This is a genomic window from bacterium (assembly GCA_009926305.1).
Classification (GTDB): domain Bacteria; phylum Bdellovibrionota_C; class UBA2361; order UBA2361; family RFPC01; genus RFPC01.
In genome coordinates this window covers 13611-36719 of record RFPC01000020.1, presented here as the reverse complement: position 1 = coordinate 36719, position 23109 = coordinate 13611, and the positions used below count along the sequence as shown (strand labels likewise).

Sequence of the window (23109 nt, the reverse complement as noted above, 5' to 3'; positions counted from 1 at the left end):
AAGGCTCAACTCGGTACGTGCTACATAGCGTCTCACGGTATGCGTGAGTTCTTGCCGAAGAGCCAAAAGGCGACAGGGGTGATAAGCAGGTTCAAGATGGTCCCAGTAAATAAGCCACTAAAGATAACAACTGCCACCGGGTATAAAATTTCCTTCCCCGGCGCTTCTGCCCCAAGCAAGATGGGAGTAAGGGCTAAAATAGCAGTTAAAGCGGTCATAAGCACAGGAACGAGCCTCTCTGAAGCGCCTCGATAAATCATCTGCAGGGTAAAGTTCTCCCCCTCTTCTGACATGAGGTGCAAATAGTGATCTATCATCATGATTCCATTTCTCGTGGCGATTCCAGTTAACGTAATAAACCCAACCAGAGACGCAATAGAAAGTACGCCACCACTTACATACACACCAAGAATTCCCCCAATAAATGAAAACGGGACCGCTAACATTACCTGTAAAGTCAGATTTAAACTTCGATAATGAAAATAAAGAACAAGAAAAATACTGGCTAAAGCCAGTGCCCCCAACACATAGATAAGGGAAGATGCACGCACCTGACTTTCAAACTGACCACCATAAGAGATGAAATATCCCTCCGGCAGGGGCATGTTTTGACTCACACGAAGCTGAATTTCCTCCACCGCCGATACTATATCCCTATTCGCAATGTTGGCAGATACAACTATGCGTCGTGAAGTATTCTCCCTAGCAATTGTATTCGGGCCGCGAGCTCGCTCTATGTTGGCTACTGCCTCCAGTGGCACATACTGACCATTATTGAGAATAATCGGTAGTTGCTTCAAGGTCTCTGCATTTTTGCGAAGCACATCGTCAACCCTCAGAACTACATCATAGTTGCGTTGCTCCTCAATTACTCTCGTTACAACCCGTCCCTTGAGCGCAGTTTCGACTATCTCAGCCACCTGCTGTACAGTAAGGCCCAACAGCGCAGCCTGTTCCCGATCAATCCTAATATGAACCTGAGGAACAAGAACCTGTTGCTCTACATATAAATCGACTACTCCCTCTACAGAACTTGCTAATCGACGCACTTCCTCGGCTAGTGCTCGTAGCTCGGCTAGGTCAGCCCCGAATATCTTTATGGCAAGTTGCGACCGGACCCCAGAAACTAAATGGTCAATACGGTGCGAGATAGGTTGCCCTACGCTCACTGATGCGCCTGTAAGAGTAGCGAGCTTGGTGCGAATATCAGCCATTATATCATCTTGTGATCTCTCAGAAGCACTAAACTCGCCCTCAATCTCTATGGCATGCACTCCTTGCGCATGTTCATCATTCTCGGCTCTCCCAACTCTTCTTCCCGTAAGTTCAATCTCTGGAAGTTGTAAGAGCAACTGCTCTGCTTTCTTTGCGACACGATTGGACTCCGATAGAGATGTCCCCGGTGACAATAGTACGGATACAGTGAATGCACCCTCATTAAATGGCGGTAAGAACTCTTTACCAAATTGACTGCCGGTGAAGATTGCTCCTGTCATGCAGAACAACAGAAAGCTGAAAGCTAACGTTTTCCACCGAAACACGAGATCCAGTCCTCGTCTGTGTAGCCGTTTCAGCGACCTGACGAGAGTGCTCTCTTGGTTGTCAGTAAGTTGGCTCATGCGCGGGAACAAAAATGAAGCCAGTACAGGCGTAACTGTTAGCGCAACAAGTAGTGAGCCTAAAATGGAGGTAACATAAGCATAACCAATTGGCCTGAATAATCTGCCCTCTATGCCCGTAAGCGCAAATAGTGGAATAAACACCAGAACTACAATGAGAGTTGCAAAAACTATCGAATTTCTTATCTCCTTCGAGGCTTCAAATACCACGCTTAGGGCTGGTTTGGGGTTTGGGAGAGAGCGATTCTCTCGTAGCCGACGGAAGATGTTTTCAACATCAACAATGGCATCGTCCACCAGTTCACCAATAGCTATTGCTAAACCTCCTAAGGTCATCGTGTTAATCGAAAGGTCAAAAAATCGAAAGAAGATAAGTGAACAGGTTATCGAAAGAGGGATTGCTACCAGCGTTACTATGGTCGTTCTGAAATTTAGCAGGAAAAGAAAAAGCACTATGCTGACGAGAATAGCGCCATCGCGCAGAACCTCTTTTACATTCTCAATAGCCCTGCTTATGAAACGGCTCTGTCTAAAAATATTTGGATGGAGGCTGACTCCTTCTGGGAGTCCCGCTTTTAAAGAGTGTAGCTCTCGTTCAATTTGCGCTGTAAGAGCAACAGTATCTGCATCTGGTTGTTTCTGCACCGTAAGAATTACTGCTGATTGAGCATTTACCCCCGCATCTCCGCGCTTAGCCAGCGGACCTTGCACTCGCACTTCCGCTAAATGCTTCACTTGTACCAGTGCGGAGGACTCATGCTCAGCTCTACTTACAAGCGAACGCTCTATGTCGGCCTTACTCTCAAATCTTCCAAGAGCCCTGGTGAGTTGCTCCTCGTAAGGGCCTATAAGATAGCCTCCAGAGGCATTTACATTTGCCTCCGCGAGTGAATCTTTTACCTCTGAAAGAGCTATCTGATGGCTAATAAGCTTCTCGGAGTCAACAACCACATGATACTCCTTCTTATGCCCACCAATGACCGTGACCTGTGAAACTCCACTGATGGACAGTAAACGAGGTCGCACCGTCCACTCAGCAAAATCTCTGAGTTTCATCATCGATTCAGCATTGAAAGGCTCATCGCTCGTGAGCCCAATGAGCATAATCTCTCCCATGATTGAAGACACCGGACCGAGCATGGGAGTTACTTCTTGGGGAAGTTGTACAGCGGCTTGTTGCAGCTTTTCCGTTACAATCTGTCGTGCAAGATAAACATCAGACTCCCAGTCAAAGTCAGCCCAGACAAGAGATAGTCCAGGGATTGACGCAGAGCGAACTCGGTGAACTCCAGGAGCTCCGTTCAGTACCGACTCTATGGGAAAACTAATCTGTGTCTCGACCTCCTCTGGCGCATAGCCTGGTGCTTCAGTGAGAATGCTAACAACAGGACGGTTTAGGTTTGGCAAAACATCTATGGGAAGTGTCGAGAAAGAGAAGAATCCATACCAGCTCAGTAAAAGCGCGATCACACATACGGTGATGCGATTATTAAGGCTGAGTTGGATGATACGATCAATCATAGGATGTCTATTTCAAGCCCGAAAGTTTTTTAGTGTTGATGATCCTCATGATCGTGATGGTCATGTGCTTCATCATGAGAATGTCGGTGACTATCGTGCGAATGCTGGTCAGTATCTTCGTCCGCAGAGCTACGTTCTTCAGCATGGCTATGTTCATCCTCGTGGCTATGCGTATGGGTAGCTTCATGGTGAGAGGCCTCATGGTGATGACCGGTATGCTCTGTATCTGACTGAGCATACTGTAGCTGATAGTGCCCACGGGTGACTACCATATCGCCTGGCGACAAACCCTCTAGTACCTCCATGTCATCGCCATAGCTCTCCCCAAGTCGAACAAAGACACGTTCATAAGCTCCGTTATTTTTGAGGTAAACGAAGGTCTTCTCAAACTTACCAAGCACAGCTACTTCTGGCACAGTCAGCTTTAATTGTTGCGCGCCAAACGCCAGATGAATCTCGCCCGTCATGCCTGGTTTCAGCTCGCCGTCTTGATTGACCAGGCGAGCGTGAACATGACCCACCGGTGGATTGCCCTTGAGGGTGGCATCAACAGTTTCTATCTGACACGCAAAGTGCTTACCAGGAAATCTCTTGGTATGGACCTCACATGAGTGGCTTGTTTTTATTTTGTTCGCATTGCTTAAGTCGAATAAATCGCCCTCGAAAAGAACAACTTCAAGGTCGTTAACAGTCAGTAAGTTCTCTGTAGGCTCAAAAATATGGCCAGGAGAAACGTTTAAATCAGTAACATATCCACCTTGCTTTGCCTTCAAAACCAAGGGAGTGCTTCCTACCTGCAGGGGGATTACTCTAACCAGCTCTTCATTACGGGCGACAAAGCTGCCGGGTAAAACAAAGATCTTTTCTACCTTGCCCGAGAATGGTGCTGTAATCTGCTCTACCCGCCTAGGGTCCGCAGTTATGCGACCATACAAGGTGTGAATTGGAGCTATGGGCCTTGGAGTAATTGTCTCGGTTTTGATCTCAAGATTTTCCTCTGCTTCAGCAGAAAGACTTATAACTTTGCCTCCTCCGGCGGATTGAAAGGCGTTCGAGATGTGCGACCCGTCCGGTCCGTGAGCATGTCCATCCCCAGCGTTCGCGTTTAGTGGAGTAAGGAGAAGACAAGCAACGGCAAGATACATTTTCTTCATACCGATATATCCTTAAAAGTAAGACCATCCTGTTAAAACAAATACCTCTAATTGCATAGCCAGAACCTCGCTCCATAAAGCGGTCGAATCATCTAGTCCTTCATGATAATCACTTTTCGCTTCCCATAGCTCAAGCACGGTTAACTGCCCATTGTTAAAGAGTGATTCTGAACTATCGAGAGCCTCTTTGAGTTTTGGAACGACCTCTTCTTGAAAAACCTTAGCTTGTTGTAGCTTCGCAGAGGCCCCATGGAGGAAAAGCCTGAACTCGTCTCTAAACTCATGACTCTTTAAGTAGTTCAGCCTGTCGTTCGTTGCACTGGCTTGTGAACTGCTCCGGTATCGCTCGGCACGGTTTCCCTGAAATAGGGGGAGATTCATAGAGAATCCTATTCCTAGAAAGTTATCCCCATCCTCATTCTTGGAGTATGCAACTTGAGGTTGTAGACTCAAATAGCGGTCTTTTTGGGCGAGATTCTCTTGAGAGCGGTGGAGCTGTTGTTTTGCAGATAGTCTTTTTAAAACGCTCATATCACTCTGCTCAATTTCATTCCATAGGAACGCAAACCCCGGAAGTTCATTAAGCTCAATCTTAGCAAGCGGTCTATGAGGCAGGCTTTTGCCAGTCAGTCTTGTGATGTTCGCTTGCGCTATGGAGACTTCATGTTCTAGGCCGAGCAGTTTTGCTTTTATCTTGGCCAGAGTGGCTTGTGCTATCTTTTTTTGTGGGACGGAGAATCGTCCGCTATTAGCTGAGGATGAGAGTAGGCGTACTACTTTTTGTCCCCATCTACTCTGCTCTTTTAGATGTTGCTCTTCAATCTGTAGTCTCCAAAGAGTATCATAAGCCAGAGCCAGTTTCGTGATAAAATTTTGAACAGCGAACTTGTTTTCTCGCGAAGCAACGATGCGGAGCAGCCTGCTAACATCCCCTCTTACGCCAAAGTCGCTAAGCCTGATTGGCTGGGTGAGCGAAACTTGAATCTGTTTTTCTGGTCCACCGATTTCGTCTGAGGTGGGAAGTCCCATCGAAGCTTGGAGCTGAGGATCTTGTAAACTTTCAACCTCCATTGCTTGAGCAATCTCTTTGTCCAGTTCAAGCCCCAGCTCTCTCAGTAGCGGGCTGTTGCCGAGAGCGTGAAGTTTGACATCCTTAAAGGTTATGAAGCCCGCTTGCTCAGCCGTTAGGCTAAGCGGAATAGCAGCTGATATGAGGAGTGTTGTAACAAAGAGTAGGGGATGAACGAGTTTTTTTGACATCATTGTAAAAACGTAGCGTTGTAATTGCTCTTACTCATAGAAAGCGGTGCGCTTGAACCTCCTCCAAACTCTAGCGCGATGACAGGCGTTCTGAAAGTAAGTAGGAGAGTTTTTGGTGAGGGGGCTCTTTGGTCCATGTAAGGCCCGCTATTTACGGGGCCTCATTTCTTGTCGGTACGCTACAATTCCATTTCAACTTATGGTATGACCAGAGCGGGACGGTTTCGGATTTTTTAAGCAGGAGAAGAGCCATGAGCACTGAGAATCATCAAGCTCCACCAAAGGGGGGATGGCACTGGTCGGAGCAACTCGCCGAGAAGGTGCTTAAAGTCTTTCCAGGGCGTGATACATACGTCGGAGCAGCAGGCATTAGCCCCTCTGGCCATGTCCATATCGGGAACTTTCGAGACATTGCTACTACTGGAATGGTGCTCAAAGCACTTCAAGCTATGGGGAATAATGTTTTGTTTCTTTTGTCCTGGGATGATTTTGATGTTTTTCGGAAAGTCCCAGCAGGAGTCCCGCAGACATTCTCTGAATTCCTAGGAAAGCCGCTTTGCGATGTTCCTGATCCTGAGGACAAGCTCGAGTCGTATGCGAAAAGGCATCAGCTTCGCTTCGAAGAGTCTTTGCAGGACCTGGGAGTTGAACTCGAATATCGGTATCAGCATAAGCTGTACAGGGCTGGTACGTACGATGATGCAATCCTTTACTGCTTAAGAAATCGTAGGGAGATAGCTGAGATCATGGCTCAGTTTAGAACTCAGGGGATGACGGAGCAGGAGCGAGAGCAATATTATCCGATTACGGTCTATTCAAGCTTTAATGGAAAGAGCAATACCGAAGTTCTTAGCTTTGATGGAGAGTGCTCCATTGAATACCGATGTAAAGATACGGGGAATCAGGAAACAATCGATATTACAAAAACTCATATTGTAAAACTTCCCTGGAAATCTGACTGGGCTATGCGTTGGAAGCACGAGCAAGTAGCCTTTGAGCCCGCGGGGAAAGACCACCATTCTCAGAATGGAAGCTTTGACACCTCATCGGCAATCTCTCGGGCTATTTTCAAGAGTGAGCCGCCTGTATCAACTATCTATGAGTTCATCGGAATTCGTGGTGGAGCAGGCAAGATGTCTGGCTCGAGCGGAAATACCGTTTCTCCGGCGGACTTGTTAGACCTTTATGATCCACGGCTGCTCATGTGGCTCTTTAGCCGTTCCCGACCTCAACAGGTTTTTGACTTTGCATTCGATTCTGAGATTTTTCGTCAGTATGATGAATTCGACAGAGAGCTTGCTCGTATCCGAAGTGGAAGCAAGAAAATAAACCATTCTCAACAACGAGCTGTTGAGATTGCAGGTGAGCTTGCTACCTCTTCAGACCCGATAGAGGAAAACCCAATTCCTTTCCGACAAGCAGTCTCGTTTGGCCAAATCGTACAGTTTCAAGCCGATAAGATGATGCATATTTTAGAGGCTATGGGTCAGAGCTATGGGCGAGATGGAGTAGTGCGGAGGATGCAATATGCTCAAAAATGGCTTTCACTCAATCCTCATGAACGGATTCAACTTCTCGAGGCTCCAAATAGTGACTTTGTGAATGAGATGACTTCAGAGCGGGTCGAGCATATCACTGCGCTCTATGAGCTGCTTGAGCGTGACGCCTCGAGCGCAGAGCCGATGAGTATTAATGAGCTGAATGACGCAGTATATGCCATACCGAAACGTGCAGATGCATCGATGGAAGAGAATAAGCCGCGTCAAAAAGCGTTCTTTCGAGATATTTATAATCTTCTGATTGCTGATGATACTGGCCCACGACTTTCCACCTTTCTCTGGGCTCTTGATCGAAATGTCGTACTGAAGCTTCTTCAAGCGGCAGTGCCTTCAGCGTAATCACGATAAGCTGGCAGGATAGTATTCCTTCTCTGTAGAGACTGCTTCCCAGAAAAGAAGTGCGTCGGACGGATACTGATGTCGGTGCTCAGAACGTATGAGATTCGTAAAAAGAAGACAGGTCATGCGCGGTGCGCGAAACGCGAAGAGAGCAAAATGCGAATAGCAAAAATGTGGCTCTATGATAGCAAGGGAGTACAGGAGTTCTATTCGAAAAAAAGAAAGATGGCGCACCCTGAGAGATTCGAACTCCCGACACCTTGGTTCGAAGCCAAGTGCTCTATCCAACTGAGCTAAGGGTGCCCATTGGGAGAAAACTAAACCGATAGACTCGGGTTTCCCCCTCTTCCAAGAGTCAAATAAGTATCAGAAATGAAAGCCTGAGCCAAGTGGACTCATTTCTTCTTGAAGTGCCGGAATATACAAGGCTCAATCTCCTCCTTGGACACCAGCTCAAAGGTGTCCTCAAATGGGGGGAAATAGGCATCTCCTTCGTGTCGCCCCTTTATTAGAGTAATGTGGGCCTCGTCCCAGAGGGGCATTGTCTGTTCGTACAGGTGAGATCCTCCAATGACCCATAGCTCGTCGGATGGAAGTGAGATTTCTCCGCTCTTACACTTTTCTAAAAACTCTATTGGATCAGAGATGAAGTGAAGAGACTCTCGTTCTTGATATTTTTCGGGACTTCTCGTAACTACAATATTTAACCGCTTGGGAAGCGGCTTGGAGTTAAGCGGAGTGGATTCAAAGGTCTTTCTGCCCATCAACACGGAGTGCCCTTTCGTCAGACGCATAAAATATCTCATATCTTCTGGGATATCCCAGGGGAGGGAGTTCTTAATTCCGATAACTCGCCCCTCATCCATAGCCGCTATGGCTTTAATTTTCATAAGAAGCTCCTCTTTTGTTTCGTACGTTATCAGGTGTAGTACGGCACATTCCCATCTTTTTTTGGCTAACATGGGAGTGAAAGTCTGCGTTACCATGGATGGTAGCTGCCCATTGAAAGCTTCAGCAAGGGGAAAGAGGTAAAAATCGGTGGTTTGCTTGACCCTATGAGATTGTGAGGAGTCTGCTATTGAGGTCCGTCATCGGGATGTATCCCATGTAGTCTAAGGTATCGATCATCGTAACTGGAGAATCTCAGCTCTTTACGCTTAGTCCATTTGAATAATCAGAAGGGGTAAAAACCTGTGTTCCAACAGGTTTTCGATGTTCATTTTTGCCATGAATGCCGTGTATCGTAGACAGGCTTCTCATCTGTGAGCCATTAGTATAGTCTTGTGCCGTTAGTTGAGAGGGGGCGAAATATGTGTGGTATCGTCGGTTATATTGGAGATACGCCTGCGTTGGATGTGATCTTAAGTGGGCTACAACGGCTTGAATATCGCGGCTATGACTCGGCAGGAGTTGCTATCGCTGAGGATGGAGACGTTTTCATTGCTCGTGCCCGCGGCAAATTGCAGGCTTTAAGAGATAATCTCGCCGACGAATCACGCGGAAAGAAAGGAACTCTCGGTATCGGGCATACTCGTTGGGCAACACACGGCAAACCCTCGGAGCACAATGCTCACCCCCATAGAGCTGGGCGCGTGAGTCTGATTCACAATGGAATAATCGAGAACTACCTTGAGTTGCGTGCAGAGCTCGCAGCTGAGGGGGCAACCTTTGCTTCTGAGACTGATACTGAGATTGCGGCAAAGCTGTTTGAGAAAGAACTAAAGGGCAAAGAGCCATTTGAAGCACTGCAAACAGCATGTAAGAAGTTACGCGGGAGCTATGCATTTTTGGCGATCGATCAAGAACATCCTGACCGGATCTTTGTTGCGAAAAATGCGACTCCGATAGTTATCGGACTTGGTGACGGAGAAGTATTTATTGCCAGTGATATCCCCGCGATTCTTCCATTTACGAAAAAAGTAATTGTCCTTGAAGATGGAGACCTTGCTGAAGTCTCGCTTGGAAATATACGGATTGAACACGAAGGTCTGCCTGTTGAGCGTGCGATAGAAGAAGTCTCATGGGATGCAGAAACTGCTCAAAAAGGTGGATACAAGCATTTCATGTTGAAGGAAATTCACGAGCAGCCTGGCGTGTTGGGCGAGACGTTTCGAGGGCGTCTTAATCTTGATGAAGGCTCGATTTTTCTATCAGATCTTGAATTTAATGAAGACTATGTACAAGCAATTGAACGTATTACTTTGGTGGCCTGTGGAACGGCATGGCATGCTTGTCTCGTTGCCAAGTTTTTTATCGAAGCGCTGGCAAAAATTCCGTGCGATGTGGACTATGCTTCAGAGTTCCGCTATCGCGAACCAATTTTGAGCTCGACATCTCTTGTCGGAGTTGTTAGTCAGTCGGGTGAAACAGCAGATACGCTAGCGGCACTAGAGCTTGCAAAGCAACACTGCGAAACCTTTGCGATTTGTAATGTGTTGGGGTCCTCGATTGCACGGAAGGCAGACCATGTGCTGTTTACTCATGCTGGACCAGAGATTAGTGTTGCTTCCACGAAGGCGTTCACAACGCAGTTAGTTTCAGCTCTCTTGTTTGCGACGTTTCTTGGCCAAAAGAAAGGAGTCGTCTCTTCGGAAAGAGTAAAGGAGATTGCCCAAGCGCTTATTGAACTTCCATCAACGATGCGTGAAGCCCTAGCCCTTGAGCCCCAGCTTGAGGAGGTTGCCAAAGAATTCTACACGGCTTCTGATTTCTTATATCTCGGAAGGGGGTCGTGCTATCCCGTAGCGCTTGAGGGAGCTTTAAAGCTTAAGGAAATATCTTACATACATGCAGAAGGTTACCCAGCGGGTGAGATGAAGCATGGTCCAATTGCCTTGATTGATAAGGACCTTCCGGTAGTGATTACGTTGCAAAGAGCTGCCCAACAGTTTGATAAGACATTGTCAAACTTACGTGAAGTCCAATCACGGGATGGACGCATCATTGCTGTAACTGATTCAGATAGAGCGGATGATCTTCGGGAGGTGTGCGAAAGGGTAATTGAAATTCCTTTTCTTCATGATCTGCTGAGCCCAGTGCTGCTTACCATTCCTTTGCAGCTCATTGCGTACTATATCGCCGAGTTGAACGGAACAGATGTGGATCTCCCGCGGAACCTCGCGAAAAGTGTGACTGTGGAGTAGTGCTGTGGAGTAGTGCTGTGGAGCAGCACTATGGAGTAGCACTGTAGAGCAACTTATGTTTCTGCTTTTTGATACACTCGTATCAGTGCTGCTAGGTGGAATCGAGATTGAGTGTTTCGTAGGGATGAAATAACCAACCAAAGCTTCTTTAATCCAGCTTGATTTCGTGATAGGCATAAAGGCGTGGTTTGCCACGGTTCGCTATGAGGAAGTGATGCCGTTAGGTGGTGATACTTTCAGTATTTTATTGGAGAGAACATGACGGAAGAAAATAAATGCCCAGTAATGGGAGGTATTCGACGACATACAGAGGCTGGTGCGTTATCAAATAAAGACTGGTGGCCTGAACAACTGAATCTTCAAATACTGAATCAAAATTCTCGACAGTCTAATCCAATGGCACCTGAATTTAACTATGGAGAAGAGTTTCTTAAAGTAAACCTCGAAGAGCTTCGGGCCGATGTTGAGCAAGTGATGAAAACCTCTCAAAGCTGGTGGCCTGCTGATTACGGTCACTATGGACCACTCTTTATTCGTATGGCTTGGCACAGTGCTGGAACATACAGAATCGGTGATGGTCGCGGAGGGGCATGCTCAGGCACACTACGGTTTGCTCCTCTTGGAAGCTGGCCAGATAATGCAAACCTCGATAAAGCACGCAGACTTCTTTGGCCGGTAAAGCAAAAATACGGACAGAAAATATCATGGGCAGACCTCATGATCTTTGCAGGCAACTGCGCTTTGGAATCAATGGGTTTTAAAACGTTGGGCTTTTCTGGAGGCAGGGAAGATGTTTGGGAGCCAGAAGGAGATACGTATTGGGGGCCTGAGACAGAGTGGCTCGGAGATAAGCGATACTCAGGTGAGCGCGAGTTGGAGAACCCGCTAGCCGCGGTACAAATGGGTCTGATATACGTGAACCCTGAAGGACCAAACGGTGAGCCCGATCCTGTGGCTGCAGCTCGGGATATCCGTGAGACGTTTGCCAGAATGGCGATGAATGATGAAGAAACAGTGGCCTTGATTGCTGGTGGTCATACGTTCGGAAAATGTCACGGAGCAGCAGACGCCGGGAAGTATGTAGGGGTCGAGCCTGAGGGGGCTCCGATAGAGCAGCAGGGCCTTGGATGGAAAAACTCCTTTGAAAGCGGAAACGGAGCAGCAACCATTACCAGTGGAATAGAAGGAGCTTGGACGAATGAGCCGGCCAAGTGGGATAACAACTACTTTGAAAACCTTTTTGAGTACGACTGGGAAGTGGGAAAGGGCCCAGGTGGTGCGTGGCAGTGGAAGCCTAAAGATGGTGCTGCAAAAGATGCGGTTCCAGATGCTCACGATGCATCAAAGCGACATGCGCCGATGATGTTAACAACTGACGTGGCATTGCGGATGGATCCAGCGTACGAACCGATATCCAGACGATTTTACGAGAATCCTGCGGAGTTTGGATTAGCGTTTGCGAAAGCATGGTATAAGTTGACGCATCGTGACATGGGGCCAGTTTCAAGGTGCCTTGGAACTCTGGTGCCTTCAGAACCACAGATTTGGCAGGATCCAGTGCCTGCCCTCGATCATGAGTTGGTTGGTGAGCAGGATATTGAGACATTGAAGGAGAAGTTGCTGGCATCAGGTCTTTCGATTTCAACTTTGGTTGCAACTGCATGGGGATCTGCATCAACGTTTCGAGGAACTGATAAGCGTGGTGGTGCCAATGGAGCGAGGATTCGACTTAATCCACAGCGCTCCTGGGAGGTAAATGAGCCAGCAGAGCTTGAGAAGGCTTTGAAGGCCATAGCGGATATTCAAGAGGACTTTAATTCGAGTCAGTCCGGGAATAAGCGTATCTCAGCGGCGGATTTGATTGTGCTTGGTGGATGCGCGGCTGTTGAAGCAGCAGCTAAAAAAGCTGGATATGATGTCAGGGTTCCTTTCACACCAGGCCGAACCGATGCCTTGCAAGAGCAGACGGATGTAGATTCATTCGCAGTTCTTGAGCCAAAAAGTGATGGCTTTAGAAACTTTATTGGGAAGGAGAGTGTTGGGATTCCAGCGGAAGAGCAGTTGCTTGAGAAAGCATGTCTTCTAACGCTTACCGCTCCTCAGATGACGGTGCTCGTTGGAGGGATGCGGGTCTTAAATGCGAATGTTGGAAATTCTCCACTTGGTGTTTTTACCGAACGGAAAGAAGTTCTCTCGAATGACTTTTTCGTTCACCTGCTTGATAACAATCTTGAGTGGGAAAAATCAGCAAAATGCAGTCACTTCTATGAAGGAAGAGATCGTGCCAGTGGGGAAGTGAAGTGGACAGGTACGGCATGCGACCTTGTATTCGGTTCGAACTCTCAACTCAGAGCTCTTGCTGAAGTCTATGGTGCGAGCGACGGCGAAGAGAAATTTGTTCATGACTTTGTCTCTGCATGGGCGAAGGTGATGAATCTGGATCGTTTCGATATCGCTTAATACCCTTCTCAAAAAGAAGAGGGCTTTGTTTCTTGATAGCGAAGCCCACAAGTTCAGGAGAGGCCCCTCTTGCGGAAGACGTGAGAGGGGCCTCTCTCGTTTCGTCAGGCTGACTTCCAAGCTCTTCGGCTAATGTGTTGTCACGCATCAACTTTTCAACGGATTTTACTTTATCTCACTTAAAGTTGCTAAATCTCGAGGTTTTTTGGTTGACGGGAAAGCCTGTTTGGCACTACTATGGCTGGAGTGGGTGAAAGTGGGATAAACTGGGAATTTCGTTTAGTGGTGCCCCGCGAGATTCTCTAACCGTTTTTTGAGTGGCTTGATATGGGGAATGATCCTCCTTCTTCTCAATCAGAGTTAGAACAAGAGGTTTCTACAGGTTCGCTACTTTCATTCCGGGGCAACTTTTCTCACTCGCTCGACGATAAGGGTCGGGTGAGTTTGCCTTCAGAGTTCCGTCGAGTTCTTGGAGGAGCAGGTTGTACTAGTGTCGTTCTTACGAACTACATTTCAGACGGTTCTCGTTGTGTTGAAGGATTCGCCGAACCCGCATGGCGTGACTTTGAAGCGCGGCTTCGGGCGAAGAGTCGGTTTAGCAGTAAACTTCAGCGGCTTGAGAATTTTTACTTAAGTCGTGCTGCGGAGTGTCCGCTTGACCGCTCTGGGCGAATCCTTCTTCCAGCACACCTTCGACAATATGCAAGTCTTGAGCGTGAGGTGACATTTACGAGCTCAATTCACGGATTCCGGATTTGGGATAGCCGAGTTTGGGAACATATTTTTCAAGAGACTGAACAGGCGCTTTTAGAGAACCCTGAGTTGTTCTCAGATGTAGATATCTAAGGGGGCATGAAGGATTGCAGGTATGCCAGGAGAAGTTACGGTGCATGTTTCGGTCCTCCTGGAAGAGGTTATTAAGGCGTTAAAGCTCGACAGAGGCGGAGTTTTTCTTGATTGTACGGTAGGCGGCGCGGGTCATATGGAAGCAATGTTGAAAGCGTCAGAAAGTGTGCAAGTCGTTGGAATCGACCGCGATCAAAAGGCTCTTAGCAGAGCTGCAAGCCGACTGAAACCATTTGAAGGACGATTTTCATTGCATCACCACTCCTTCTCTGAACTCGAAACAATATCAAAGCACGGACCTTTTAGTGGCATCTTAGCCGATTTAGGGCTTTCTTCTGACCAAATTGAAGACGGAAGAGGAATATCTTTCCGAGAAGATTCCCGCCTTGATATGCGGATGAATCCAGAGGATGAGCTGACAGCCGAGACTGTCGTGAATAACTACACCGCTGGAGAATTAACGCGCGTTCTTGCTGAAGGAGGCGTTCGAAAGAATCTTAAGCGATACGTCTCAGCAATTTTGTCACAGCGTCCATTTCACACTTCTGATTCGCTTGCTGATGCAATTGTAAACGCAACTCCGATGAAGGATCGGTTTGGAAAGCATCCTGCCACCGTAGTTTTTCAGGCTATTCGAATAGAGGTAAATGCTGAGTTTGAACAGATTGAGAATCTTCTGAACTTTGTGCCGACAGCCATAGCTTCAGGCGGGATCTTTGCGTGCATTTCCTTTCATTCGTTAGAAGATAAATTAGTTGCAAGACGAATGAGAAAGTGGAGGGGAGAAGGATTGCCAGCAAATGTGCCTGGTGTATTTCAGCATGAGAGCCAGTCTTTGGGACGTCTATTAACTCCAAAAGCAATAGTGCCAACAGCAAAGGAGCAAGAGGCGAATCCACGCTCAAGGAGTGCGCGTTTACGTGTTTTTCAGTTTTCGGCAAATGAGGTGAGGTAAGAAAGGTTATACAGGGGGGAACTATGTCAATTTGTCTTGAGCATCAGGTTGTTTATCTCGATCGTGAAGCTGCAAAATCAAAAACAACACTGCATATTCTTGCGGTATTACTGCTTGCTATCTCACTCTCACACAGAATTTGGGTGAAATTGGAGGGAATTGAGCTTGGATATCAGATAGCGGAGCTTCGGGAAGAAACACAAGCGCTCAACTATGAACGTCAGGAGCTGGAGCTCCAGTACTCGGTAGCAACTCGCCCCGACTTGCTGGCAAAAAGAGCATACGATGAGCTTAACTTAAAGCAGCCTGAGACATCACAAATTACTCGTATTGTTGCTGGAGTGAATGGTTGATGTCCGAGAGTCAATTCCACCTTTTTCGAGATTATGCTGCACGTGCCCAAGTGGAGTCACAGACATCTCCTTTAGTGCATGTAAATCGTCGCACACGAGTGAAAATAGTAAGCGCCGTCGCTTGTCTTTGGGCAATGGTCGTTATTGGAAGATTGTATCATCTACAAATTGCAGATGCGCACTCATGGGAAGGAAGCGCAAAGAAGCAGCATGGCTCGAGCTTCACCCTTGCGGCGGAGAGAGGAGCCATTCGCGACCGTAATGGAAAGTTGTTTGCAACCTCTGTACCTAGCGCGTCTATTTATATTCGCCCTCATCAAATTCGTGACAAGGAAGTCACGGCGGTGAAACTCGCGAATCTTATCGGAATTGATAAAGAAGATGTTCTACAGCGGATGGAGTCTGAGTCACGATTCGTTTGGATCAAAAGGCAGCTTCCTCGACCAACAGCAGAGGCGCTCGAAAAAGAGGAGCTTCGAGGAGTTGGTTACCTTCTTGAGTCAAGACGTTACTATCCGTACGGGAGTGCTGCATCAACCCTCATTGGTAAAGTCGGGATAGACGGAGGTGGGCTTTCTGGGCTTGAGGCGCGCTTCAATACACATCTCAATACATCAGAGGCGAATACAGAGGTGGTTCGTGATGGCTTTGGGAAACTTATGCATGTGAGTCATGAGCTGAAGGGTATCCCTAAAGGCTCGCCGCTATCGCTAACTCTTGATGCATCATTACAGCTCATTATGGATGAAGAGCTTGAAGAAGGACGGCAGAAGGCACAAGCCGATCGAGCGTTCGCCGTAATGATGAATGCTACATCTGGAGAAATTCTTGGAATGAGCCAGTCTCCAAGCCCAAACTTCAATCAGCTTGCTCTCGATAGTCGAGAGCTCTTAAAGAATCACGCGCTTGAATTGTCCTTTGAGCCAGGCTCAATTCTAAAACCATTCATTGCGGCTATGGCAATCGAAGAGGAAGAGACTCATTTTCATGAGTTGATTAATTGTGAGAAGGGTTCTTACCGCTATGGCGGCCACACCATTAATGATGTACATCCAAGCAGTTTGCTTTCGACTTACAATGTAGTTGTTCATTCCTCAAATATTGGTATGACCAAGCTGGGAGATCGACTCGGAAAGGAGCGGATTTATCAAGGGCTTCGTCGTTTTGGTTTTGGCTCGAAAACAGGACTTCCATTTCCTGGTGAATCATCTGGACTTTTGAGGAATCCGAAACAGTGGTATCCAATAGACATCGCAACTCATTCTTTTGGACAGGGCGTTGCGGTTACTCCATTGCAAATTGTTCGAGCAATGTCTGCGCTGGCCAATGGTGGCATTCTTCCGAGCGTCTCACTGATCCTGGATGACGTTTCTCCAGAGCTTCCTGAGCGGGTACTCACACCTGATACGGCGAACCTTGCTAAAAGAATGTTGGTAGGAGTAGTGGAAGAGAAAGAGGGGACGGGATCTCGAGCTCGTATTCCTGGGGTAATCGTCGGTGGAAAAACAGGAACAGCTCAAAGGCCTCGAGAGGATGGAAGAGGATACGAAGATGATGCGTATGTCGCTTCGTTTGCAGGGTTTGCTGATGGGAGTGCACTCGGAGTTTCTGAGCCTTTAGTCTTACTTGTTGTGATGGACCGTCCACGAGCCAGTACCATAGATGGAGGAAGGGCAATCTATGGAGGGGTTGCATCGGCTCCCGTATTCAAACGAATTATGCAGAGAAGTCTCCATACGCTATCAACGAGAAATGAATACACACGACCCTATGAAGGACTCAACGAGCGATGGGACGATTCATCTCAAGGGATGATTATTAGTAGACCTCCAGCCAACGGCACACCGTCCCAAAAACAAGGATTCCAACGGGTGGGGTACTACCAATAGTATTTGTTAGTATTTGTGGGCACTGAGCTCTTCACACTTGCTTGCAGTCAATGTATGGTTCATAGACGAACCATAAAAATCAACACGAGGAGATTCTTTGAGGCTTCCGGAAAAAATAGATTGGGATGTTCTTACTGAACTACTTGATGGGACGTGGTTACATGGTGTTCAACCAGAGTTGCCTCCGGAAGGATGCCTAGTAACGAATGATAGTCGTCAAGTAGAATCAGGTGGGATATTTGTTGCTTACGGGGGGGTCACGCATGATGGCCATTCATTTATTCCAGCAGTGGTTCAGCAAGGAATTGGAGCGGTGATTGTTGAACAAGAGCTGCCATCATCTGTGGGTGTGCCTGCTCTACTCGTGAGAGATTCGAGAAAAGCCTTAAGTCAAATTGCAGCGCTATGTTCCGAGTATGCAATACACAACTACACAACCATCGGAATAACAGGAACCAATGGAAAAACTACGTGTCTTTGGCTGGCCTCACGAGCACTTGAGCAGTTCGGCGAGCGTGTGTTGGAGGTCGGAACCCTTGGCGTGCAATTTGAAGGCACGGTTCGCACCCGTGGTGAAGCAACAACTCCTCCACCCGATGAAATTCATGCAGCAGCCAAATGGGCAGAATCGCTAGGTGCGACTGCGTGTGTGATGGAAGTATCCTCACATGCCTTAGATCAGCGAAGGGGGGATGATGTCCGATACTCATGTGCAGTATTTACAAATCTCACCCCTGATCATTTGAATTATCATGACGGGCTCGAAGATTACTTTTCAGCCAAGCAGAGACTTTTTCAAGTAGCTCTTGCTGCAAATCCTCAGACGCCCCTCATCATTGGAGTCGATGATGAATATGGCCGTCGGTTAGCGAAGTGGGCGGCGTCGCAGAATGCGAATTACTCTACCTTCGGTCATCATGAATCAGCCTCGGCTCGATTTCGGAATATTGAGCTTTCATCCAACGGAATAACGGGGGAATTTACCTTTAATGGCACTTCTTATGCTTTCTCGTCTCCTTTAATAGGAGAATACAATGCGCGGAATTATCTCGCTGTGTTTTGTGTTCTGGTAAGCATAGGATATCCCCCAGAAAGAGTTTTAGAAGTGCTTCGTGAAATTGATTCGCCATCGGGACGGATGGAGCGATTTGCTAACGAGGGAAAAACCGTTTTTGTTGATTATGCACATACCGCGGATGCTTTGCAGAACGCTCTGGTGGCTTTGCGTGATGTAACGAAAGGTAAGCTTTGGCTCATGTTTGGACTCGGAGGGGGGAAAGATCCGAGACGACGAGAAGCGATGGGAAGCGTCGCAAAAGAACTTGCCGACCGAGTCGTTCTGACCTCGGATAATCCCCGTAAGGAGGATCCTGATAGGATCATTCAAGATATTCTCAAGAGTGGTCTAGAGCCTGAATTTATAGAAAATGATAGAAGCGCAGCAATTGCTCGTGTTGTTCCTTTGCTTGAGTCAGGCGATATTCTCCTTATCGCGGGGAAAGGGCATGAAAACTTTCAAATAGTGCAGAACGAGACATTTTATTTTTCAGATCAAGAAGAAGTTCAAAAAGCGCTGCAGAGGGGGCAGTAATCTCTATGGCTTTTCGAGCAACCTTTCAGGAAGTGGCAACTCTTCTGACGCCTACTCAGCAGATAGGCAACATCAATAGTGGTGCTCGGGGGGTAGCGGTTGATCTCGATACATTAAATTCAGGAGAAATCTATTTCGATTTGAATGCAACCGCACAGCAAGCTTTCGACCGTGGGGCCTCAATGATCGTAACTCAGCAGGGCGTTGAGCTAAATCAGGAGGCGAGGGAGTATTCTATTCTTGTTCAGGATCCTGCCAGTGCATTTTGGGAGCTCTTTCGGTGGTGGAGAACAAAGATGGATTCTCCAGTAGTGATCCTTGAGGGAGCAGACCCGCTCATCGGGTGGTTCGAACAGGTGGTAGCGAGTGCGTTGCTGTCTTTCAAGAAGGGATGCTTTCGATCGAGCAGAGATCTTTCGCCTCTTCTTACTCATCGTCAGAATGAGCATGCGATGGCTGCCTGCGTGATGAATAGTGAAGATGAAAGTTTGTGGTACCTGATTGGTTTAGAGGAAGGAATGAGCAGGCTTCGTTCTGAATTAGAGCCTGATCTTGTAATAAGAAGTGCCCCGAGCAAAGAGCACCAAGATGATGTTGCAGCGGAAGTCTTGTATATAGAGACAGCCCAAGATGTTAGTGAAGAGCTTGCCTATATGGATCGCGGAAAATTTGCATACGTCTCAGACGAGTTTTCAATCACTCCGTGGATTGTTCCTGACCTTCGACTGCTGCGAGCACTTCGATTCCTGCCAAAAATAGCAGAACGTGTACAGGTGGAGGCCACGAAGGAGAACTTTCAAGAGCTCGGCAACCGATTCTTTGCACCTCCTGCATACGGGTTTCACGTGAGTATGGGTGAAGTTGGAGACCTGTGGATTGAGCGGAAAACCCCTCCAGATGTAGAAACGCTGAGAATGATGATATCTGACAATGAGGGAGTCTGTTTTGCCCTCATCACTGATAGTCTTGCTGCCCTCAAGCCGTTTATCGAGAGTAGTGAAAAGAACCTTCTGGAGGACATTCAGCTCTATCTCGTTGGGACAACGCCTGATCAGGAAACTTCTCCAGATCTGAAAAAGTGGGTGACGGAGGTGAAGAGTATTCCCGAGGCCATTCGTTCCTTAGTCCAAGAAACCCCTCTTTACGCAATAGCCTATATTGAGGACGATACTCTTGCGGAAGGTCTCTTTCAGAAGAGAGATGAACTGTATACGCTTGCTAATATGAATTTCAGTGAAGGTGAGACTCCCTAATGTTCTATCATGTTTTACACTCGCTTTTTGAGATCAACATCTTTCGCTATCTGACATTTCGCGCTGCGCTAGCGTTTATTTTTACATTTACGTTTGTTCTCATTTTTCAGCCGATATTTATTTCACGTCTACGACAAATAGGAATCAAAGGTCAGCCGATTCGTCAGGAAGGGCCAAAAGACCATTTCAGTAAACAGGGAACTCCTACTATGGGAGGGCTCGTGGTCATAGTGGGGATGATGCTTTCTGCCCTTTTATTTAATGATCTTACCAATAAGTTTGTTTGGATGGTGCTGGTGGTGATGCTCGCTTATGCGGGTCTTGGGTTTCTTGACGACTGGAAAAAGGTTACACAGCAGGACTCTGGTGGCATTAGTGGTAGAATGAAGTTGGCGTGGCAGTTTGGTGTTGCTCTAACGCTTGGAACTATCCTCTACGTAACCGACTTTCCCTCAGGACTTACGGTTCCGTTCTTTAAAGATTTATTTTTTGATCTCGGTATCTGGTTTATACCCTTTGTGATGCTTGTGGTGGTTGGTTGCTCTAATGCAGTGAATTTGACGGATGGGTTAGACGGATTAGCCATCGGCCCCATTATGACGGTAGCTACGGCCTATGCAGCATTTGCATACATTACTGGACACGCGGAGTTCTCAAGTTATCTTGGGATTATGGGCGTTCCGGGAGTAGGCGAGCTTGCTATTATTCTCGCTTCTGTCATTGCAGGTGGGCTTGGATTTCTGTGGTATAACACCTTCCCAGCCCAAGTGTTTATGGGAGACATCGGTGCTCTGAGTTTAGGTGGCGTGCTTGGAACCATTGCGGTCTTGGTAAAGCAAGAGATGTTACTGGTTATCTCAGGTGGAATTTTTGTGATTGAGGCACTTTCAGTAATCCTTCAAGTGTATTCTTTTAAGCTTACTGGAAAACGCGTTTTTCGAATGGCGCCGATACATCATCACTTTGAGCTCAAAGGTTGGGCAGAGCCAAAAATCATTGTACGCTTTTGGATTATCTCAATCGTGCTCGCTATTATTTCGCTTTCAACACTAAAGCTGCGGTAAAATCTGCTAAGCACTTCTGGTATGAATGCAGAGATCCTCTGCTAAAAATCACCAATAATGTCTGTTAACGACAGGTAAGAGACTCAGATTCTTCACCTTTTTCCAAAAAGAGTCGCCTATAGTGATCAGGGAACCATTGGTTGGTTTTCGATGCGGATGGGGTGTGTTGCTCTTAAGCGGTGTTGAGTAGTTCAGATGGTTTTTTCGCTCCAGACAAATATTGCTTCCCTCCGAGCGGTTCGGATTCTTGGTGGCACGATGAACGAGCTCATGCGGGTATCAGAGCGACTTTCGAGTGGTCAAAGATTACAAAATGATTCGGCAGGACGTGCGATAGCAGATAGCTTAAGCTCTCGCGCTCGAGTCTTTTCCCAGGCCCGTAGAAATGTTTCAGATGCCACATCATTTGTAAGCATCGCAGACTCAACGCTTGAACAAGTTACAAACCTGACCGCTCGCATGCAGGAATTGGCCCAACAAGGAGCCAATGGCACGTTCAGTAAGCAGCAGCGGATCTCAATGCAGGAAGAGATCAATGCTCTTGATCAAGAGATTCGTCGAATCACCAGTAGTTCAAAGTTTAACGGGATGCAGATCTTTGACCGAAGCCCAAATTCAGGAGGTCGAACGCTCGTTGAATCGTCATCTACGTCTAGTAGCGTTGATGTTCGTGGAAGATATCTCGCATATTATTCAGGAATTCCTCCGGCAAATGAAATTTCTTTCTATGATTCTGTAGAGGGCGACTCATTAACCCTCAACTCGGGAGTGCTATCTGGTTGGATGGGAGGGGCGTTCATTAACAGTGTTTCTGTTAAGGGATATACGGTTGATGACAAGGTTGTGCTTTCGCTCGAGCATGCCTCTGGTGAAGATATGTTTCTGTATGATTTTGCTACAGGACAGGAACAGCAGTTAACAAACTCCTCAAATACTGCCGACCAGTCAAAGGCAAAAATCAGCGCCGATGGTTCGACAGTATTTTTTCTTGCTCGTTCCGAATATGTGAACGGCGGAACAAAAGATGATGCTACTGGTTCTTCAACAACAAACCCAGGGCTGTATGCTCTGGATGTAGCAACGGGAAAAATCTGGACAAATGGAGAAGAGTTTTCCGGTACTATAAGTAATTTCTTCATATCTCCAGATGGAACCAAAGGAGCATTCTCGAATGCTGCAGGGAAGTTTATCTCGGTCCAGATAAGCGAGACGGGAATGGAGTCTTCCGTGTTATTCTCCGATAATTCGATGACAGCAAGAGGACTCACCGATGATGGAAAGCTCCTCGTTACTTCAACCTCAGATCTTGTTGGAAACGGAAATTCCCTCCGACAAATATTTGAAGTTGATATTAGTTCAGGTGCTACGACGCAGCTTACGAATTTTGAGGAAACGAAGTTAATTCAAAATGTTGCACTTTCGCTGGACGGAACAATGGTAAACTTTTCCAGTACAAGCGATTTTACTGGCGAAAACAGTGACGGCAGCACAGAGTTCTTTCAATTCGATCGAATTACAAATCGAGTAGTCCAGCTGACGGACGGCAATCACGGGACCCTTAATAACATTCATCTGAGCGCGGATGGAAAGACCGCTTTTGCTACTGATTCTGGTGGAGATCTTCATCAATACTCCCTAACCCCAGATGAGAAGAATCATGTCTTTCAGGTTGGATATGGGACCTCTGGAACCATCTCTGCTGGCATTTCTGATATACGGCGTATGGTAGCTGGGCTTGGGTCGATTCAAGTAACCTCGGCTGAGGCTGCTCGGGAGGGGGTTGATAGATTGTCATCGAATCTCGCTGGAGTCGGTGCTCTTCGGGGCCAGCTAGGAGCGTCGCTTTCTCGGATGTCATACGCAGAGAACACAATCGCTTTACAGCGGGATGAGATTTTAGCAGCAGAATCACGTATTCGAGATGTGGATGTTGCTTCTGAGGCAGCAGAGCTTGTAAGGATCCAAATTCTCCAACAAGCTGCTGTAGCGACTCTTGCTCAAGCAAATGCACAGCCCTCTCTCTTGTTGAGGCTTCTTTCCATATAAGCTCTTTTCATGGCTTCTTCAGCGAATACGTATCTGGTGCCAATGGCGAGAATCCGC

16 protein-coding genes and 1 tRNA gene are annotated in these 23109 nt (G+C 47.2%); 11 read left to right on the top strand and 6 right to left on the bottom strand.

Going from position 1 to position 23109, the window contains the following annotated elements; translation table 11 throughout:
- Positions 1-32: 32 nt before the first annotated feature.
- Genes EBR25_05220 through EBR25_05210 form a run of 3 tightly spaced genes read right to left on the bottom strand, consistent with a single transcriptional unit; the run spans position 33 to position 5557 of the window.
- Positions 33-3140 (bottom strand): efflux RND transporter permease subunit, encoded by a 3108-nt coding sequence (locus tag EBR25_05220; GenBank protein ID NBW40393.1) that lies wholly within the window; start codon positions 3138-3140, stop codon positions 33-35.
- A gap of 29 nt (positions 3141-3169) precedes the next feature.
- Entirely contained in the window at positions 3170-4294 is a 1125-nt protein-coding gene (locus EBR25_05215; protein NBW40392.1) for a hypothetical protein, read from the bottom strand.
- A gap of 12 nt (positions 4295-4306) precedes the next feature.
- Positions 4307-5557, bottom strand: coding sequence for a TolC family protein (locus EBR25_05210; GenBank protein ID NBW40391.1), 1251 nt, complete (start codon positions 5555-5557; stop codon positions 4307-4309).
- Positions 5558-5805: 248 nt separating this feature from the next.
- On the opposite strand from EBR25_05210, the gene lysS reads away from it, so the two are divergent.
- Complete coding sequence (gene lysS, locus EBR25_05205) at positions 5806-7452, top strand: lysine--tRNA ligase (protein NBW40390.1); 1647 nt, start codon at positions 5806-5808, stop codon at positions 7450-7452.
- On the opposite strand, the gene EBR25_05200 is transcribed toward lysS, so the two are convergent.
- The 3 genes from EBR25_05200 to EBR25_05190 form a co-directional block, all read right to left on the bottom strand.
- The gene (locus tag EBR25_05200) at positions 7453-7686 is read right to left on the bottom strand and encodes a hypothetical protein (GenBank protein ID NBW40389.1); all 234 of its coding nucleotides are present in this window, start codon (positions 7684-7686) and stop codon (positions 7453-7455) included. It abuts the gene before it with no gap.
- Positions 7679-7755 (bottom strand) — tRNA-Arg (locus EBR25_05195). The genes EBR25_05200 and EBR25_05195 overlap by 8 nt, the downstream gene beginning before the upstream one ends.
- Positions 7756-7847: 92 nt before the next feature.
- Positions 7848-8342, bottom strand: coding sequence for a dihydrofolate reductase (locus EBR25_05190; protein ID NBW40388.1), 495 nt, complete (start codon positions 8340-8342; stop codon positions 7848-7850).
- Between the two features lie 420 nt (positions 8343-8762).
- On the opposite strand from EBR25_05190, the gene glmS reads away from it, so the two are divergent.
- The 10 genes from glmS (at position 8763) to EBR25_05140 (ending at position 23052) form a co-directional block, all read left to right on the top strand.
- Positions 8763-10595 carry a glutamine--fructose-6-phosphate transaminase (isomerizing) gene (gene glmS, locus EBR25_05185; GenBank protein NBW40387.1) on the top strand — a complete coding sequence of 611 codons (1833 nt, stop codon included), beginning with the start codon at positions 8763-8765 and terminating at the stop codon, positions 10593-10595.
- Positions 10596-10853: 258 nt separating this feature from the next.
- Complete coding sequence (gene katG, locus EBR25_05180) at positions 10854-13055, top strand: catalase/peroxidase HPI (protein NBW40386.1); 2202 nt, start codon at positions 10854-10856, stop codon at positions 13053-13055.
- A gap of 327 nt (positions 13056-13382) precedes the next feature.
- Complete coding sequence (locus EBR25_05175; protein ID NBW40385.1) at positions 13383-13901, top strand: division/cell wall cluster transcriptional repressor MraZ; 519 nt, start codon at positions 13383-13385, stop codon at positions 13899-13901.
- 22 nt (positions 13902-13923) lie between these two features.
- Complete coding sequence (gene rsmH, locus EBR25_05170) at positions 13924-14856, top strand: 16S rRNA (cytosine(1402)-N(4))-methyltransferase RsmH (GenBank protein NBW40384.1); 933 nt, start codon at positions 13924-13926, stop codon at positions 14854-14856.
- Between the two features lie 23 nt (positions 14857-14879).
- On the top strand, positions 14880-15209 hold the full coding sequence (locus EBR25_05165; protein NBW40383.1) for a hypothetical protein: 330 nt from the start codon (positions 14880-14882) through the stop codon (positions 15207-15209).
- Positions 15209-17098: a penicillin-binding protein 2 gene (locus tag EBR25_05160; protein ID NBW40382.1), complete on the top strand. Its 1890-nt coding sequence runs from the start codon at positions 15209-15211 to the stop codon at positions 17096-17098. The genes EBR25_05165 and EBR25_05160 overlap by 1 nt, the downstream gene beginning before the upstream one ends.
- 97 nt (positions 17099-17195) lie before the next feature.
- A complete protein-coding gene (locus tag EBR25_05155; protein NBW40381.1) occupies positions 17196-18689 on the top strand; it encodes a UDP-N-acetylmuramoyl-L-alanyl-D-glutamate--2,6-diaminopimelate ligase in 1494 nt (497 codons plus the stop codon).
- A 5-nt stretch (positions 18690-18694) separates the two neighbouring features.
- Complete coding sequence (locus EBR25_05150; protein ID NBW40380.1) at positions 18695-19942, top strand: hypothetical protein; 1248 nt, start codon at positions 18695-18697, stop codon at positions 19940-19942.
- Positions 19942-21006, top strand: a complete 1065-nt coding sequence (locus EBR25_05145; protein NBW40379.1) for a phospho-N-acetylmuramoyl-pentapeptide-transferase — start codon at positions 19942-19944, stop codon at positions 21004-21006. Before EBR25_05150 ends, EBR25_05145 begins: the two co-directional genes overlap by 1 nt.
- 195 nt (positions 21007-21201) lie before the next feature.
- A complete protein-coding gene (locus tag EBR25_05140) occupies positions 21202-23052 on the top strand; it encodes a hypothetical protein (GenBank protein ID NBW40378.1) in 1851 nt (616 codons plus the stop codon).
- Positions 23053-23109 lie beyond the last annotated feature (57 nt).